The sequence below is a fragment of the Intrasporangium zincisolvens genome (assembly GCF_034724055.1).
GTDB classification, from domain to species: Bacteria; Actinomycetota; Actinomycetes; order Actinomycetales; family Dermatophilaceae; genus Monashia; species Monashia zincisolvens.
Window position 1 is genome coordinate 21,897 of record NZ_JAWIIL010000003.1, and the last position, 17,003, is coordinate 38,899.

Annotated in this window: 17 protein-coding genes; 8 read left to right on the plus strand and 9 right to left on the minus strand. The window is 73.6% G+C overall.

Features of this window, described 5'->3' with window-relative positions:
• Positions 1-108 precede the first annotated feature (108 nt).
• From RY076_RS08635 to RY076_RS08645, 3 genes are all read left to right on the plus strand, one after another.
• Positions 109-537 (plus strand): DUF2000 domain-containing protein, encoded by a 429-nt coding sequence (locus RY076_RS08635; RefSeq protein ID WP_323097238.1) that lies wholly within the window; start codon positions 109-111, stop codon positions 535-537.
• Positions 538-567: 30 nt separating this feature from the next.
• A complete protein-coding gene (locus tag RY076_RS08640; RefSeq protein ID WP_323097239.1) occupies positions 568-1,425 on the plus strand; it encodes an RNA methyltransferase in 858 nt (285 codons plus the stop codon).
• A 121-nt stretch (positions 1,426-1,546) separates the two neighbouring features.
• On the plus strand, positions 1,547-2,182 hold the full coding sequence (locus RY076_RS08645; RefSeq protein WP_323097240.1) for a VOC family protein: 636 nt from the start codon (positions 1,547-1,549) through the stop codon (positions 2,180-2,182).
• A 121-nt stretch (positions 2,183-2,303) separates the two neighbouring features.
• On the opposite strand, the gene RY076_RS08650 is transcribed toward RY076_RS08645, so the two are convergent.
• From RY076_RS08650 to RY076_RS08665, 4 genes are all read right to left on the minus strand, one after another.
• The gene (locus RY076_RS08650; protein WP_323097242.1) at positions 2,304-4,763 is read right to left on the minus strand and encodes a heavy metal translocating P-type ATPase; all 2,460 of its coding nucleotides are present in this window, start codon (positions 4,761-4,763) and stop codon (positions 2,304-2,306) included.
• 57 nt (positions 4,764-4,820) lie between these two features.
• Positions 4,821-5,039 (minus strand): heavy-metal-associated domain-containing protein, encoded by a 219-nt coding sequence (locus tag RY076_RS08655; RefSeq protein WP_323097243.1) that lies wholly within the window; start codon positions 5,037-5,039, stop codon positions 4,821-4,823.
• A gap of 56 nt (positions 5,040-5,095) precedes the next feature.
• The gene (locus tag RY076_RS08660) at positions 5,096-5,377 is read right to left on the minus strand and encodes a metal-sensitive transcriptional regulator (protein WP_076262306.1); all 282 of its coding nucleotides are present in this window, start codon (positions 5,375-5,377) and stop codon (positions 5,096-5,098) included.
• 67 nt (positions 5,378-5,444) lie between these two features.
• The gene (locus RY076_RS08665) at positions 5,445-5,855 is read right to left on the minus strand and encodes an MmcQ/YjbR family DNA-binding protein (protein ID WP_323097244.1); all 411 of its coding nucleotides are present in this window, start codon (positions 5,853-5,855) and stop codon (positions 5,445-5,447) included.
• A 156-nt stretch (positions 5,856-6,011) separates the two neighbouring features.
• Between RY076_RS08665 and RY076_RS08670 the strand changes: the two genes are divergently transcribed.
• From RY076_RS08670 to RY076_RS08680, 3 genes are read left to right on the plus strand one after another with little or no spacing between them, the layout of a single operon-like run.
• Positions 6,012-6,230 carry a heavy-metal-associated domain-containing protein gene (locus RY076_RS08670; protein ID WP_323097246.1) on the plus strand — a complete coding sequence of 73 codons (219 nt, stop codon included), beginning with the start codon at positions 6,012-6,014 and terminating at the stop codon, positions 6,228-6,230.
• Positions 6,227-7,297, plus strand: coding sequence for a hypothetical protein (locus tag RY076_RS08675; RefSeq protein WP_323097247.1), 1,071 nt, complete (start codon positions 6,227-6,229; stop codon positions 7,295-7,297). Before RY076_RS08670 ends, RY076_RS08675 begins: the two co-directional genes overlap by 4 nt.
• Positions 7,281-9,650, plus strand: coding sequence for a heavy metal translocating P-type ATPase (locus RY076_RS08680; protein ID WP_323097248.1), 2,370 nt, complete (start codon positions 7,281-7,283; stop codon positions 9,648-9,650). Before RY076_RS08675 ends, RY076_RS08680 begins: the two co-directional genes overlap by 17 nt.
• A gap of 111 nt (positions 9,651-9,761) precedes the next feature.
• Here the strand turns inward: RY076_RS08680 and purB are convergent, their stop codons facing one another.
• The 4 genes from purB to RY076_RS08700 form a co-directional block, all read right to left on the minus strand.
• A complete protein-coding gene (gene purB, locus RY076_RS08685) occupies positions 9,762-11,174 on the minus strand; it encodes an adenylosuccinate lyase (protein WP_323097249.1) in 1,413 nt (470 codons plus the stop codon).
• 66 nt (positions 11,175-11,240) lie between these two features.
• Complete coding sequence (locus RY076_RS08690; protein WP_323097250.1) at positions 11,241-12,137, minus strand: VOC family protein; 897 nt, start codon at positions 12,135-12,137, stop codon at positions 11,241-11,243.
• A 52-nt stretch (positions 12,138-12,189) separates the two neighbouring features.
• Positions 12,190-12,960, minus strand: coding sequence for a VOC family protein (locus RY076_RS08695; RefSeq protein ID WP_323097251.1), 771 nt, complete (start codon positions 12,958-12,960; stop codon positions 12,190-12,192).
• Positions 12,961-12,984: 24 nt separating this feature from the next.
• Positions 12,985-13,506, minus strand: a complete 522-nt coding sequence (locus RY076_RS08700) for a low molecular weight protein-tyrosine-phosphatase (RefSeq protein WP_323097253.1) — start codon at positions 13,504-13,506, stop codon at positions 12,985-12,987.
• 104 nt (positions 13,507-13,610) lie between these two features.
• Here RY076_RS08700 and RY076_RS08705 point away from each other — a divergent pair, with 104 nt between their 5' ends.
• Together RY076_RS08705 and RY076_RS08710 are read left to right on the plus strand one after the other, a co-directional pair.
• Positions 13,611-14,021 (plus strand): nuclear transport factor 2 family protein, encoded by a 411-nt coding sequence (locus tag RY076_RS08705; protein WP_323097254.1) that lies wholly within the window; start codon positions 13,611-13,613, stop codon positions 14,019-14,021.
• Positions 14,022-14,130: 109 nt separating this feature from the next.
• The gene (locus RY076_RS08710; RefSeq protein WP_323098237.1) at positions 14,131-15,408 is read left to right on the plus strand and encodes an MFS transporter; all 1,278 of its coding nucleotides are present in this window, start codon (positions 14,131-14,133) and stop codon (positions 15,406-15,408) included.
• Between the two features lie 103 nt (positions 15,409-15,511).
• Here RY076_RS08710 and RY076_RS08715 read toward each other — a convergent pair whose 3' ends face one another.
• The gene (locus RY076_RS08715; protein WP_323097256.1) at positions 15,512-16,879 is read right to left on the minus strand and encodes a wax ester/triacylglycerol synthase domain-containing protein; all 1,368 of its coding nucleotides are present in this window, start codon (positions 16,877-16,879) and stop codon (positions 15,512-15,514) included.
• Positions 16,880-17,003: the final 124 nt, after the last annotated feature.

Genomic DNA, 17,003 nt, shown 5'->3' on the forward strand with positions numbered 1-17,003 from the left:
CGTCGGTCGAGGGGCCGACGGGCCGACGGGCCGACGGGCCGACGAATGCGGCCCCGCGCGTCAACGACGTACAAGACCGGACGCGTCCGGTAGGTGCACGCTGGGGCCATGGAAGACCTGCTCACGCCGCCGTTCGCCACGAAGGTCGCGGTCCTCGTCCGCGACGACCTCGAGCCGTGGCAGCGCCTCAACGTCACGGCGTTCCTCGTCAGCGGCGTCACGGCGGCCAACCCCGACCTCGTGGGACAGCCGTACGCCGACGCCGACGGCCAGACCTACCTGCCGCTGCTCGGCATGCCGGTGCTCGTCTTCGAGGGCGCCGCCGAGACCCTCACCACCGCCCACGAGCGCGCGCTTCGACGCGGCACCCGCCTCGCCGTCTACACGCGCGACATGTTCGCGACCGGCCACGACGCCGCCAACCGGGCCGCCGTCGCAGCCGTGCCCACCGCGTCGCTCGACCTCGTCGGGCTCGCCCTGCACGGCCCGAAGAACGGCGTCGACCGCATCCTCAAGGGCGCCCGCCTGCACCACTGACCCGACGTGCGGTGGGATGCTGGGCCAGCCATGCCGAACCCCAGCGCCCACCCCAGTCACGACCTCGTCATCACTTCGCCGTCCAACCCGCGTCTCAAGTCCCTGCTCGGGCTGCGCCGCCGGCGGACCCGCGAGGAGACCGGCCGCACCCTCGTCGAGGGCTACGAGGAGATCGGCCTGGCGCTGTCGGCCGGTGTCCGGCCCGCGTCGGTCTACGTCTGCGAGGAGCTGTTCAGCCCCGCAGGGGTCGCCGGCTCGCAGCACATCGGCCACCAGTCCGAGCTGCTCGACCGGCTGCGCGACGACCGCGTCGAGGTCGTGCGGCTGAGCAGGGCGGCCTTCGAGAAGGTGTCCTACAGGGAGGGACCCGACGGGCTGCTCGCTGTCGTCGGCGCCGTCGCGCGGCCGCTCGCCGACCTGCGCGTCGAGGGCCCCGACCACCTGACGCTGCTGTCCCAGGGCGTCGAGAAGCCCGGCAACCTCGGCGCGATGCTGCGCACCGCCGACGCGGCCGGCGTCGACGCCGTCGTGGCCGCCGACCCCGTCACCGACTGGGGCAACCCCAACGTCGTGCGCGCGAGCAAGGGCACCGTCTTCGCCGTGCCGGTCGCGAGCGCCCCGACTGCCGACGTCGTCGGCTGGCTGCGCGCCAACGACGTGCGGCTCGTCGTCACGACGCCCGAGACCGACCTGCTGCACACCGACGCGGACTACACCGGACGCGTCGCCGTCGCCGTCGGCAGCGAGAAGCACGGGGCGGACGACGCCCTGCTCGAGGCTGCAGACGTGCGCGTCCGGATCCCGATGCACGGCCGGGCCAACAGCCTCAACGTCTCGGTCGCGGCCGCCGTCGTGCTGTACGAAGCCGTCCGCCAGCGCACCCGCTGACGTCCGGTCTGCGTACGCGTGTGACGGCCGTGTGAAACCTGCGTAACGGCTCGTCGGGCCCCTACCTGCCGAAGGAGGGGGTGGTCAAGAGCACCCCTTTGGGTGTGTCACGATGTTCTGTATGCGAGTTGACCACGTCTCTTACGCGGCCGAGGCGGGTGGCCTCAAGGCCACGGCCGAGCGGCTGAGCGCGCTCATCGGCGTCACGCCCGTCGACGGCGGCGTCCACCCCCGGTTCGGCACCCGCAACATCATCTTCCCGCTGGCCAAGGACCACTACCTCGAGGTCGTCGAGGTCCTGGACCACCCGGCGTCCGACAAGGCCCCGTTCGGCCAGGCCGTCCGCGCCGCGTCCGAGGCCGGCGGCGGCTGGCTCGGCTGGGTCGTCGCGGTCGACGACATCGCCGTCGTCGAGAAGCGCCTCGGCCGCGAGTCGGTCCCGGGCAACCGGCACCGCCCCGACGGCACCGAGCTCAAGTGGCGCCAGCTCGGCATCAAGGGCCTCATGGCCGACCCGCAGGTCCCCTACTTCATCGAGTGGGACGACATGACGGTGCACCCGTCCGCGGGCGCCGACACCTCGGTCTCCATCGACAACCTCCAGATCGCCGGCGACCCCAAGCGCGTGCGCGAGTGGCTCGGCCCGGAGGACACCTTCGACAAGGGCGGCATCGACTTCACCTTCGTCGCGCCGCACGGCACGCCGGGGCTGCTCTCGGTCACCTTCGACACCCCGAACGGCAAGGTCACCATCTGACCCGACGCGTTCGGCTCGCATCGCACGAGAGGCCACCATCCGCACGGCGGACGGTGGCCTCTCGTCATGCCCGGGCAGCCGAACGTGGCCTCTCGACGGGGTGCCCTCGGGTGGCGCGCGGTCAGCGGCCGAAGCGGCGCAGGCGCAGGGAGTTGCTGACGACGAGGACCGAGGACAGCGCCATGGCGGCGCCGGCGATCATCGGGTTCAGCAGCCCGAAGGCGGCGAGCGGGATCGCCGCGACGTTGTAGCCGAACGCCCACGCGAGGTTCTGCTTGACGACGCGCAGGGTGGCCCGGGAGAGCCCGATCGCGTCGCCGACGGCCGACAGGTCGGGCCGCACGAGGACGATGTCGGCCGAGTCCATGGCGACGTCGGTGCCGGTGCCCATGGCCAGGCCGAGGTCGGACTGCGCGAGGGCCGCCGCGTCGTTGATGCCGTCGCCGACCATCGCGACGACCTTGCCCTCGCGCTGGAGCGAGGTGACGACGTCGTGCTTGTCGGCGGGCAGCACGTCGGCGCGCACGTGCGAGGGGTCGATGCCGACCTGCTCGGCGACGCTGCGGGCGTTGGCGGCGCTGTCGCCCGTGAGCAGGTACGGGGTGAGGCCGAGCGCGCGGAGCCGGGCGACCGCGGCGGGTGAGGTGTCGCGGACGGTGTCCTCGACGGTGAGGGCGGCCTGCGCGACGCCGTCCCACCCGACGTAGACCGTCGTGCCCGCGTGCCGGGCGGCGTGCTCGACGAGGGCCGGGTCCACCTCCTCGAAGAGCAGCGCCTTGCCGACGGTCACCTCGGTGTCCTTGATGCGGGCCGTGGCGCCCTCGCCGGGGTTCGCGCCGAAGTCGGTGATGCGCGGCAGGTCGAGCTGGGCCAGCCGGGCGCCGGCGACGATCGCCTCGGCGATGGGGTGCTCGCTGCCCTGCTCGACGGCCGCGGCGGCGACGAGCGCGGCCTTCTTCGACAGCCGCCCGCGCACGGCGATGCTGCGCAGCCGCAGCCGGCCCGTCGTGACGGTGCCGGTCTTGTCGAGCACGACGGTGTCGACGCGTCGGGTGGACTCGAGCACCTCGGGGCCCTTGATGAGCGTGCCGAGCTGGGCGCCGCGGCCGGTGCCGACGAGCAGGGCCGTCGGCGTCGCGAGGCCGAGCGCGCACGGGCAGGCGATGATGAGGACCGTCACGGCGACCCCGAGCGAGCGCCCGACGTCGTGGCCGGTGAGCAGCCACCCGACGAGCGTCGCGAGGGCCACGACGAGCACGACCGGGACGAAGACCGCCGACACGCGGTCGGCGAGGTGCTGAACGCGCGCCTTGCCGGTCTGGGCGTCCTCGACGAGCCGCTGGATGCCGGCGAGCATCGTGTCGGCGCCGACGCGTCGGGCCTCCACGACGATGCGCCCGGTGGTGTTGACCGACCCGCCCGTCACCTCGCTGCCCGGGCCGACGTCGACCGGGGTCGACTCGCCGGTGACGAGGCTGGCGTCGACGGCGCTCGACCCGTCGAGCACGACGCCGTCGGTGGCGATCTTCTCGCCCGGCCGCACGATGATCTGGTCGCCGACGGCGAGCTGGTCGACGCGGACGCGGGTCTCGCTCGTCGTGCGGGTCGTCGGGTCGATGCGCAGGACGGACGCGTCACGCGCGCCGACGCGCAGCAGCGTCGTCAGCGCCTGCCGGCCGGAGTCCTTGGCGCGGGCCTCGAGGAAGCGCCCGGTGAGCAGGAACGTCGTGACGACGGCGGCGACCTCGAAGTAGAGGTTCTCTCCGCCGGCGAGGAGGGCGACGACGGAGTAGGACCACGCGGCGAGCACGCCGAGCGAGACGAGGGTGTCCATCGTCGAGGCCAGGTGGCGGGCGTTGACGGCGGCGGCGCGGTGGAACGGCCATGCGCTCCACAGGACGACGGGCGTCGACAGGAGCAGCTGCAGCCAGCGGCTCCATGCCGGCTCGGGTGCCAGCATCGCGAGGAGGAACACCGGCACGGTGAGCAGCGCGGCCCCGAGGAGGCGCGGGCGGATGGCGGCGGTCGCGGGCGCGTGGTCGAGGTGGTCGAGGTGCTCGGCGCCCGATGCGGCGTGGGCCTCGGGCGCGTGGCGCGCCTCCTCCCGGGAGCGCAGCTTCTCGAGCAGGGCGCCGGCGACCGGGCGGGGGATGTCGGGGGAGGAGGAGACGTCGGTCGCACCAGCCGCGCGGGATGGGGCCGACGCGTGGGGCGCGCGGGACGCGTCGGTGCGGGATGCGTCGGTGCGGGATGCGTCGGTGCGGGATGCGTCGGTGCGGGATGCGTCGGTGCGGGATGCGTCGGTGCGGTGAGCGCGCGACGCGTCGGGGCCGATGACGCGGGCGCCGTACCCCGTCTTCTCGACCTCCGCGACGATGTCGGCGACGGTGAGCGGGGCGGCGTAGGTGACGTACGCCTTCTCGGTGGCGAGGTTGACCGTGGCCGACTCGATGCCCTCGAGCCGACCCAGCTTGCGCTCGATGCGCGCCGAGCACGACGCGCACGTCATCCCGCTGATCGCGAGGCGGACCTGGTCGGGTCGCGGCGACCGCGAAGGCGACTGGCGCTCGTCGGTGCTCATCGGCTGCTCATCGGCTGCTCATCGGCTGCTCATCGGCTGGCTGTCTCCCTCACTGCCTCACCGCAGCGTGTACCCCGCCTCGGCGACGGCGGCCTCGACGGCGGCCGGGTCGAGGGGTGCCTCGCTCGTGATCGTGACGGGGGAGTCGGAGCCGGCGTGGAGGTCGACGTCGACGGCGCTGACGCCGGGCACCTCAGACAGCTCCTCGGTGACGCTGGCGACGCAGTGGCCGCACGTCATGCCCGACACGGTGATGGTCGTGACGGTCTGGCTCATCGTGGGTTCGTCTCCTGCTTCAGGGTTTTCAGGTCGTTCGGGTGGTTCGGGCGGGGTCAGCTGCGGACGAGGCGCGCGATGGCGTCGGCGGCCTCGCGGACCTTCTCCTGGGCGGCCTCGTCGGACTCGCGGGCGGCGTCGACGACGCAGTGGCCGACGTGGTCCTCGAGCAGGCCGAGGCTGACGGCCTGCAGCGCCTTGGTCACGGCGCTGACCTGGGTCAGGATGTCGATGCAGTACGTGTCGCTGTCGACCATCTTCTGGATGCCGCGCACCTGCCCCTCGATGCGGCGCAGCCGCTTCAGGTAGTCGTCCTTGCTTCCGGTGTATCCGGGCACGGGGTCACCTCCTCGCTCTCGAGAACATGGTACCCCGGAGGGGTATTTCCGGTCATCGGTCGCCGCGTCACGTCGCTCCGTCGAGGAAGGCGGCGGCGAGACGCTTGGGGGCGCGGCCGAGCCAGGCGTCGGTCAGCACCTCCCGCAGCTCGTCGACGGTGAGCCGGCCGAGGTCGCGCTCGAGCAGCAGGACGGCGTTGTAGCCGTTCCAGTGCGGCGTGGTGAACCACGGGGAGTCGACGTCGGCGACCATCGCCTCCTTGTCCTCGGCCGTGCAGCGGAAGGCGAGGACGTCGGTGTAGGGCTCGCCGGTGTCGGGGTCGAAGGCGTCCTTGCGGGGACCGCGGGCGAAGGCGAACGTCTTGCCGCCCACGGCGTACGCAGGGCGCTCGCCGTCGGAGGGCTCGCGCGTCACCTCGGGCAGGGCGAGGGCGATCGCGTCGATGTCGGCGAGGCGGGCCTTCCGCGGACGTGCCATGCCTCAGCACGGTAGCCCGCGCCGACGGTGCGGTGCAGGAGCCGCGCTGGGGCGGCCGTTGATACATACCCCTAGCGGGTATGGGATCCGATGGGTTATGGTGGCGATGAGATACCCCCCATGGGTATCGAACCATCGGACGAGAGAGGCACTCCCATGACCCGGACCACCACCTACACCGTCGTCGGCATGACCTGCGGCCACTGCGTCTCGTCCGTCTCCGAGGAGGTCGGGGCGATCGTCGGCGTCCAGATGGTCGACGTCGACCTCTCCACCGGCGCGCTCACCGTGACTGCCGACGCCTCCGTCGACGAGCCGGCCGTCCGGGCCGCCGTCGAGGAGGCGGGCTACACACTCGATGCGGTGGCGTCATGAGCGTCGTCGGGCTGTTCGACCGCGTCGGGACGGCCGGCCGCGTCGCCGGGTTCGTCCTGGGGCTCGCGGCAGTCTTCGCGGCGGCGCTCGGGGTCGGTGCGGTCGCCGGTCCGGACGCTCCGGTCGCAGCCGCCTCCGGGCACGACGGCGACGCCCATGCGGCTGACGGCCAAGGCGGGAAGGGCGGGCACGGCGGGCACGACGCGTCGGGTGACGACGGTGCGCCGGCGTCGGGTGCGGCCTCGCTGCCGGGCGGTCTCGCCGTGGCCCGGGACGGCTACGCCCTGCGGCTCACGTCCGCCACCTCCGCGGCGGGGCACGACGTGCCGGTGACGTTCACGATCGCCGGTCCGGGTGGTCGTGCCGTGACCGCCTACGACGTGCAGCACGAGAAGCAGCTGCACCTGATCGCGGTGCGCCGCGACCAGACGGGCTTCCAGCACGTGCACCCCACGCTGGCCGCCGACGGCACGTGGTCGACGCGCCTGGACCTGACCCCGGGCTCGTGGCGGCTCTTCGCCGACTTCAAGGCCACCGGCGGTGGGGCGCTGACCCTCGGGGCCGACCTCGCCGTCGCCGGTTCCTTCATCCCGGCCCCGGCATCCGGCGAGCTCCGCACGGCGCACGTCGACGGCTACACCGTGACGCTCTCCGGCGACCTCGTGGCCGGGCGCGACGCGCGTCTCGCGCTGCGCGTCAGCAAGGACGGGCGCCCCGTCACCGACCTCGACCCCTACCTCGGCGCCTACGGCCACCTCGTCGCCCTGCGCGACGGCGACCTCGCCTACCTCCACGTCCACCCCGACGGAGAGCCCGGCGACGGCCGCACCCCGGCCGGCCCGGACGTCGTCTTCCACGCCGCAGTGCCGAGCGCCGGCGGCTACCACCTCTACCTCGACTTCCGGCACGAGGGCGTCGTGCGCACCGCCGCGTTCGTCGTCACGGCGTCCGACGCGTCCGACGCGTCCGACGCGTCCGATGCCCCCGTCGCGACGTCGCCGCGTCCGTCCATGACCCCCACCATCACCACCACCGACGCAGGAGGCTCCGATGGCCACGGCCACTGACCCGCGCGGCCTGTCCAGCACGCCCGACGTGCTCGGCCTCGCCGACGCGTCCCGCACCGTCGAGCTCGACATCACCGGCATGACGTGCGCGTCGTGCGCGAACCGGATCGAGCGCAAGCTGGGCAAGCTCGCCGGCGTCACCGCCACGGTCAACTACGCCACCGAGAAGGCCCGCGTCACCGTGCCTGTCGGGCTCGGCGGTCTCGGCGACGACGACCTCGTCCGCACCGTCGAGCAGGCGGGCTACGGCGCCGCCGTGCCCGTGCCGCCGGCCGCCGACGCGCCGGTCGACGCGGTGCCGGCGGGTGGCGACCCGCAGGCCGAGCACCTGCGCTCGCTGCGGCAGCGCCTCGTCGGGGCGGTCGTGCTGACGGTGCCGGTCATCGCGCTGTCGATGGTGCCGGCCCTGCAGTTCACGTACTGGCAGTGGCTGACCCTGACGCTTGCCGCCCCCGTCGTCGTCTGGGGTGCATGGCCGTTCCACCGGGCCGCGTGGACCAACCTGCGCCACGGCACCACGACGATGGACACGCTCGTGTCGATGGGCACGCTCTCGGCCTTCGGCTGGTCGCTGTGGGCCTTGTTCCTCGGCGAGGCGGGCGTGCCCGGCATGGTGCACCCGTTCGAGCTGACCGTCGCCCGCACCGACGCGTCGGGCAACCTCTACCTCGAGGTGGCCGCCGGCGTCACGACCTTCCTGCTCGCCGGGCGGTTCGTCGAGGCGCGGTCGAAACGCCGGGCCGGGGCCGCGTTGCGGGCGCTGCTCGAGATGGGCGCCAAGGACGTCGCGGTCCTGCGCGCCGGGCCCGACGGGCGTGAGCTCGAGGAGCGGGTGCCGGTCGGATCCCTCACGGCGGGAACGCGGTTCGTCGTCCGGCCCGGCGAGAAGGTCGCCACCGACGGCGTCGTCGAGGACGGCACGTCGGCCGTCGACGCGTCGATGCTGACGGGTGAGTCGGTGCCGGTCGAGGTCGGCCCCGGCGACGCCGTCGTCGGTGCCACGGTCAACGCCGGCGGGCGGCTCGTCGTGCGGGCCACGCGCGTCGGCTCCGACACGCAGCTCGCGCAGATGGCGCGGCTCGTCGAGGACGCCCAGAACGGCAAGGCGCAGGTGCAGCGGCTCGCCGACCGCGTGTCCGGCATCTTCGTGCCGGTCGTCATCACGCTGGCCGTGGCCACCCTCGGGTTCTGGCTCGGCACGGGAGGTGGCGCGGTCGCGGCGTTCACGGCCGCCGTGGCGGTGCTCATCATCGCCTGCCCGTGCGCCCTCGGGCTCGCGACGCCGACGGCGCTCATGGTCGGCACCGGCCGCGGCGCCCAGCTCGGCATCCTCATCAAGGGCCCGGAGGTGCTCGAGTCCACCCGACGCGTCGACACCGTCGTGCTCGACAAGACAGGCACCGTCACGACCGGCCAGATGCGGCTGCGCGACGTCGTGCCGGCCACGGGCGAGTCGGCCGACGACGTGCTGCGGCTCGCGGGAGCGGTGGAGGACGCGTCGGAGCACCCGATCGCGCGGGCCGTCGCGTCAGGGGCCCGGGAGCGGCTCGGGACCGACGTGCTGCCGCCCGTCACGGGCTTCGCGAGCACGGACGGTCTCGGCGTCCAGGGCGTCGTCGCCGACGCAGCTGGCACCGACGGGCCGCGGGCCGTCGTCGTCGGACGCGCGTCGTTCGTCGCCGACTGGGCCGTCAGCGCGCCGGACGAGCTGACCGACGCGCTGCGCCGGGCCGAGGAGTCGGGCGGCACCGCCGTCGTCGTCGCGTGGGACGGTGCGGCGCGTGGCGTGGTCGTCGTGGCCGACGCGGTGAAACCGACGTCGGCAGAGGCGATCTCGCAGCTGCGCGGTCTCGGCCTGCGGCCCGTGCTGCTCACCGGTGACAACGCCGCGACGGCGAGGGCCGTGGCCGCCGAGGTCGGGATCGCCCCGGACGACGTCGTCGCCGAGGTGCTGCCTGCCGACAAGGTGGCGGTCGTGACCCGTCTGCAGGGCGAGGGACGCGTCGTCGCGATGGTCGGCGACGGCGTCAACGACGCGGCCGCGCTGGCCCGGGCCGACCTCGGCCTGGCGATGGGCACCGGCACCGATGTCGCGATCGAGGCGAGCGACCTCACCCTCGTGCGCGGCGACCTGCGGGTGGCGGCCGACGCGATCCGCCTGTCTCGGCGGACCCTCGCGACGATCCGGGGCAACCTCTTCTGGGCCTTCGCCTACAACGTCGCCGCCCTGCCGCTCGCGGCGGCGGGACTGCTCAACCCGATGCTCGCCGGTGCGGCGATGGCCTTCTCGTCGGTCTTCGTCGTGACGAACAGCCAGCGCCTGCGCACCTTCCGCGGCACCACCACCCCCTGAGCCCTGGGTCGGCCCGCCACCGAAGCCGCAACACACCGAGTAGTCGCCAACCCGTCCGGGATATTCCAACCGGACTTGGCAACTACTCGGTGTGTTGCGGGGTGGGGCGGGTCAGGGGAGGTAGTCGTCGACGAGGCGGCTCGCGAGGGCGGTGTAGGTCTGCGGGGTCAGGGCCACGAAGCGGGCCTCGACGTCGGCGGGCAGGCCGAGGCCGCGGACGAACTCGCGCACCTCGTCACCACCGATGCGACGTCCGCGGGTCAGCTCCTTGAGTCGTTCGTACGGCTCCTCCATGCCCGGAACCCCCTGTGCGCCAAGGGCCCTCATCGCCGACTGGATCGGCTCGCCGAGCACCTCCCAGTTGGCCTCGAGATCGGCGGCCATGCGCTCGGGCACGGCGTCGAGACCGGCCAGTCCTCGCGACACGTTGTCGATGGCGAGCAGGCTGTGCCCGAACGCCGTGCCGATGTTGCGCTGCATCGAGGAGTCGGTGAGGTCGCGCTGCAGGCGGCTCTGCACCAGGGTGCCGCCGAGCACGTCGAGCAGCGCGTTGCTCACCTCGAGGTTGGCCTCGGCGTTCTCGAAGCGGATCGGGTTGACCTTGTGCGGCATCGTCGAGCTGCCGACCGTGCCCTGGCCGCGGACCTGGGCGAAGTAGCCCATCGAGATGTAGGTCCACACATCGGTGCAGAGGTTGTGCAGGATGCGGTTGAAGCGGGCGACGTCGGCGTAGAGCTCGGCCTGCCAGTCGTGGCTCTCGATCTGGGTCGTCAGCGGGTTCCACGTGAGGCCGAGCCCCTCGACGAAGGAGCGCGAGACCGCCGGCCAGTCGACGTCGGGCAGGGCCAGCGCGTGCGCCCCGAACGTGCCCGTGGCGCCGTTGAACTTGCCGAGGTACTCCTGCCCGCCGATGCGGCGCAGCTGGCGGCCGAGGCGGTGAGCGAGGACGGCGAGCTCCTTGCCCATCGTCGTCGGCGTGGCCGGCTGGCCGTGCGTGTGCGCGAGGAGCGGCACGTCCTTGAGCTCGCGCGCCATCGTCGCCACCTGGTCGACGAGCGCCCGCGCCCTGGGCAGCCAGACCTGCTCGACGGCGCCCTTGACCATGAGGGCGTAGGAGAGGTTGTTGATGTCCTCGCTCGTGCAGCCGAAGTGGATCAGCTCGGCGAGGCCCTTGTCGGCCTCGGCCGGGGCGATCTCGGACAGGCGCTTCTTGAGGAAGTACTCGACGGCCTTGACGTCGTGCACCGTCACCCGCTCGATCTCGCCGAGCTCGGCCACCTCGTCGGTGCCGAAGTCGTCGACGACCTGGCGCAGCGCCGCCACCTCGTCGTCGGTCAGCGAGCGGACGCCCGGCACGACGCCCTGACGCGTCTGGTGGATGAGCCACTCGACCTCGACGTGGACGCGCTGACGGTTGAGCGCGGCCTCGGACAGGTGGTCGACGAGCGGTGCGACCGCGCCGCGGTAGCGGCCGTCGAGCGCGCCGAGGGCGATGGGCGGGGTCGCGTCAGCGAGGGAAGCCATGGCCCACATCCTCCCAGAGCCGCGGAGGTGCCCCGTCCGCCGTCTCAGGCGCCCCCGGACGCCGGCTCAGCCGACCGACGCGTCGGCGCCGGACGCGTCGGGCCCGGACGCGTCGGTGGTGGCGGACGCGTCAGTGGTGGCGGACGCGTCAGTGGTGGCGGACGCGTCAGTGGTGGCGGACGCGTCGGGCAGCTGCATGACCGAGAACGTCTCTCCCTGCGCGCCGGCCACGACGGCCATCCGGCCGTACGGGGTGTCGAACGGCGACTGGACGACCGTTCCGCCGAGGCTCGTGACGCGGTCGGCCGCGGCGTCGGCGTCGGGGACGGCGAAGTAGGTCATCCAGTGCGACGGCACGTCGGCTGGCGCCTCGGCCGGGATGGCGCCGATGCCGGCGACGGGTGCGCCGCCGTCGGCGAGCGTGGCCACCGAGTAGCTGAACCCGCCCTCGCCGATCTCCTCGAGGAGGAAGCCGAGCACGTCGGAGTAGAAGGCCTGGCTGGCCGTGTAGTCGCGGCTCATCGACTCGGCCCAGCACAGCGAGCCCGGCTCGCCGACGAGGTCGGTGCCGGTGTGCGACCGCGACTGCCACAGCCCGTAGGCCGCGCCCGCCGGGTCGGCACCGACGGCGATGCGCCCCACGTCGAGCACGTCCATGGGGCCGAGGAAGAAGACGCCCCCGGCGGTGCGGGCGGCCTCCACCGTGGCGTCGACGTCGTCGGCCGCGAGGTACACCGTCCACACGTCGCGCTGACCCGGGTCGCCCGCGTCGCGCTCCATGAGCCCGGCCACGACGTGGCCGTCCTTGCTGGCCATGACGTAGCCGCCGGCCTCGGGCGGGAGGTCCTCGAAGGTCCAGCCGAACAGCGCGCCGTAGAAGTCGCGGGCCCGGGGCAGGTCACCGACCATGACGTCGGCCCAGCAGGGCGTTCCGGGAGCGAACCTCTCCTCGTGGACGGGCACGGTGCTTCCTCCTGCGGTCGGTGGCCGGGTGGCAGGGAGTTCGTACCCGCGTTCAGTCGAGGTCGGGCACGAGGAGCGAGAAGACCTCGCCCTCCGGGCCCGCCAGCACCGCCCCGACGCCGTACGGACCGTCGAACGGGCCCTGCAGCAGCGTCGCACCCAGGTCGAGCGCGCGGGCCATGGACGACACGACGTTGTGGGTCGCGAACGAGGCCACCCAGTGCGGCGGGATCTCGGCCGGCCACTCGCCGTCGATCTCGGACAGGCCGTAGGCCGGGTTGCCGTCGCCGGTGTGGGCCGTGGCCCACCGGGGGCCGCCGGGCTCGGTCTCGTCGGTGAAGTCGTGGCCGAAGACGCCGAGCTGGAAGTGCTGCACGCGGTCGTAGTCGCGGGTCAGCAGCTCGTTCCACGTCAGCGAGCCGGGCTCGTCGAGGACGCCGGACCCGGGCAGGTCGCCGGGCTCCCAGACGCCGAAGTACGCGCCGCCCGGGTCGACGGCCACGAGCGTGCGGGCCAGGGCGCCGATGGACACCGGCCGGCCGAGGACGCGTCCGCCGTGGGCGCGCACGGCCGTCGCCGCGGCGTCGATGTCGCCGACGCGCAGGTAGGTCGTCCACTGGCTCGCCACGGGGGCGTTCGCCGGTTTGCGGCTCAGGCCGGCAACGGGATGGCCGCCGAGCAGCGCCATGGTGTAGCCGCCGGTGGCGGCGTCGCCGCTCAGCCACGTCCAGCCGAAGAGGTCGGCGTAGAACTGCTTGGCGCGGGGCACGTCGGTCGTCAGCAGGTCCAGCCAGCAGGGGGACCCGTAGGGGTAATCGGGCACGGTGGGGCTCAGGTCTCGCTCAGGTCAGGGGAGGGGAGGGGTGCGCTGGACGTCCAGCGCATCCCTGACGTGGTCGAGGATGCCATGACATGCGGCCTCGACCTCGCTGAAGCACCTGGCGAAGTGGTCCTCGCCCCCGTACCAGGGGTCGCTCGTCTCGAGGGTGCCCGCCTCGACGGCGGCCGGGTCGAACTCGCGCACGAGCCGGATCTTGCGGCGGTTGGACGGGGTGCGGGCCAGTCGCTGGAGCGTGCGAACGTGTCCTTCGTCGGAGGCCAGCACGAGGTCGATGTCGTCGAACTCCTCCGGGTCGAACTCCCGGGCGCGGTGGCGCGAGCCGTCGTAGCCGTGCTCGGCGAGCACCGAGACGGTGCGCGGGTCGGCGTGCTCGCCGACGTGCCAGTCGCCGGTGCCGCTCGATGTGACCCGGATGTCGTGCCCGAGGCCGGCGTCGCTGACGAGGGACTGGAGGATCACGTGCCCCATCGGCGACCTGCAGATGTTGCCACTGCACACGAAGGTGACGTGGAGGGGGCGATCAGGCATGGTGCCCATTGAACACCGCAGATCCGCGACCGGTGCCCGAAGTGCGCACATTCGCGAAGTTCGCGTGGAGACAGGCTGTCGGTGGTCGGTGCCACGGTGGTCCCATGACGACGACCCGCCCCGCAGCCCACGCGCCGGAGGACCTCGAGGCCCTTCTCGCCGCCGCCGTCGCGTCCGCCGACCTCGACGCCGTGGCGGCCCTGCACGCGCCTGACGCGGTCGTCAGCCTGCCGCACGGACGTGAGGCCGCAGGGCGCGACGCCGTCCGGTCCGCCTACGCGGCGGCGCTCGACGCCGGGGCCCTCGTCGACACCGCGCTCGGTGCCGCCTCGACCCGGGCCGTCGTGTCCGGGACGCTCGCGATGACGACCTCGACGTGGCCCGACGGCACGGTGCGCACCCAGGTGGCCCGGCGGGAGGCGGACGGCACGTGGGTGTGGACCCGTGACGGCTCGCGGCTGCGCGACGTCGACGCCTGCCTCCCGGTCGCGGGGCACGACGCGTCCGTGGCGTAGCGTCGGGCGGGTGAGGGCCGGACCGGGGGAGAACGACACCGACGAGCAGGGGACGCGCGCACCGGAGACGGGGGCATCTGCCCCGCAGCGTCGCTCGCACTTCGTCGACCTGACGCCATTGCGCGTCAGCCCGGCCTTCGCGCGGCTCTGGGCCGGCAACGCGCTCGCCGGCATCGGCACGTTCGTGACGAACACCGCTGTCGGCCTGCACATCTACGACCTGACGCGCTCGACCTTCATGGTCTCGCTCGTCGCGTGGTTCTCCCTCGTGCCGATGATCGCCGCGGGCCTCTACGGGGGTGCGATCGCCGACCGGTTCGACCGGCGCACCGTGGCGATCACGGCCTCGACGGTGGCCTGGCTCTCGACGGTGACCCTCGCCACCGTCGCCTGGCTGCACCTCGAGCACGTCTGGGTCTTCTACGTCATCACCACGGTCAACGCCGTCGCCGCGACCATCGCCTCGGCCACCCGCCAGGCCATCGTGCCGCGGCTGCTGCCGAAGGAGCTGCTGCCCAAGGCCGCCGCCCTCATGGGCATCTCGGCCGGGGTCATGGTCACGGTCGGGCCCGGCATCGCGGGCGTCCTCGTCGCGCGGGCCGGGTACGCGTGGACCTACACCGTCGACGTCCTCCTCTTCCTCGCCGGGTTCTTCGGCCTGTGGACGCTCCCGCGGATCCGGCCCGAGGGCGACCGGCCCGTCGCCGGCGGGCTGCGTTCCGTCGTCGAGGGGCTCACCCACCTGCGCCGTGCGCCCAACGTGCGCATGAGCTTCCTCGTCGACATCATCGCCATGACGTTCGGCCAGCCGATGGTGCTCTTCCCGGCCGTCGGAGCCGTCGTCATCGGGGGCGGCGCGGTCACCGCGGGCCTGCTGCTCGCGTCGTTCGCCGTCGGCGGCATCGTGTCGAGTCTCGGATCCGGGCGGGTCACCGGTCTGCGCTGGCAGGGACTGGCCATCCGCAACGCCATCGTCGTCTACGGGCTCGGCGTGCTCGGGCTGGGACTGGTGCTCGCCGTCACGACGCTCGGGGGCCACGCCGTCGCCTCGCGCGACTTCGCCGACGTCAACCGCCTCGCCCTCGGCCTGGCGATGCTGTGCCTCGCCGTGTCCGGCGGAGCCGACAACGTCAGTGCGATCTTCCGGCAGTCGATCCTCCAGTCGGCGGTTCCCGACCAGCTCCGCGGCCGCACCCAGGGCGTCTTCACCGTCGTCGTCACCGGTGGCCCGCGGCTCGGCCAGATGTTCGCCGGCACGCTCGCGACCCTGACGGCCACGTGGGTGCCGCCGGTCGTCGGCGGCGTCCTCGTCGTCGTTCTCGTCGTGCTCTCGGTGGCCCGGGTCCGCTCGTTCCGCGAGTACGACGCCCTCGACCCCAGGCCCTGACGGCGCGCGTCGCCTGGGGCGGGTGGGGCCAACTGCTCACTCGACGGCGGGGGCGCGGGGCCGTGCGCGGGGGTCCGGTCGTCGTGAGCGGGCGGCGTGCGGGTCACCCGGTCAGCTCGTCGAGCCGGGCCCCGACGCGGGTGGTCAGGTGCTCGCGGTCGGGCACCGCGGCCGGGTCGGCGACGACCGTGACGCAGAGCCGGCCCGCGTACGACAGCACGTCGAAGGTCACCGTCGTGTTGCCGGGGGTCACGGCCACCGGCACGACCTGTGACACCTCGCAGCCGCCGAGGCGGAGCCGCTCCGTCGGCCCGTGCACGTTGGTCACGAACGTCGTGACGAGGCGCTGGCGGTCGATGAACCACGCGAAGATGCCGAGCTGCGCGAGCCAGCGGAAGGCCAGGCCGAGGGGAGCGGCCGAGGCGGCCCGGGGCCGGTCGAGCTGGGCGGCCGACTGGGCGTGCACGCGTCGGAGGCGGTCACGCGCGTCGGCACCGGACCCCGGCACCCGGAACGGCACGACGCCGCTCGTGTTCCCGAGGTCGCGCGCCGTCGTCGCCCGGCGCGCGGAGTAGGGCACCGACACGACCAGCTCGCCGACGCGTTCGCCGCGCCGGTCGAGCACGTCCACCAGGGCGCCGCCCACCGCGGTCACGACGAGGTCGTTGACCGTGCACCCGAGGTGGTGCGCGGCCGCAGCAACCTCCTCGAGCGAGCGGTCCACGACGCCGATGCGACGCGTCGGGCCGGTCGGGCGGTTGAGCGAGGTGCGCGCGACGAGTCGCGGATGCCCGACGCCCAGGGCACGCAGGCCCGACACGGCGAGGACGACCTGACGCGGCAGCGCGCGGACCGACGCCGCCCGCTGCGCCCAGGCGTCGCGTGCGAGGTCGCGACGCGTCGGAGCCCGAGGCGTCGGCCGGATGACCCGCGAGCTCACGCCGGCGTCCGGTGGGACGGCATCCCGCGTGCTCGGGGCGGCATCTGGCGGTAAGGGATCCGGCGTGGGTGGGTCGGCGAGCGACCGGAGCACCGCGAGCCCGCCGATGCCGTCGGCGACGACGTGGTGGACCACGACGACGAGCGCGCATCGTCCGGAGCCGACCCCGGTCACCCAGTGCGCCGCCCACAGCGGGCGGTCGCGGGGCAGCGGTCGGCAGACGACCTCGGCCGCCAGCCCGAGCAGGCCCTCGAGACCCTCCGCCGCGTGCACGTGCAGGTGCCGGCCGACGTCGAAGCCGGTGTCGTCGACCCAGTACGGGCGTCCGAGTCCGACCGGGGCCCGGTGCAGCCGTTGTCGCAGACGGGGCACCTCGACGACCCGCCGCCCGAGCAGCCGGGCGACATCGGCGGCCTCGGGGCAGGGGCCGTGGGCCGGCGGGTCCACGACGAGCACCGCGGCGATGTGCATCGGGGCCGGGCCGCGGTCGGTGGCGAGCGTCGTCAGGTCGTTCGCGCTCAGCCGGTCCACGTGAACGGCGGCGCGATCACCGCGTCGGTGACGCCCACCCACGCCTTCACGTTAGGCGCGGACTGGCCCGCGGCGTCACGGTTCCGGGCGACGTGGCGGACGAGACACCGTGTGACGCGTGGGA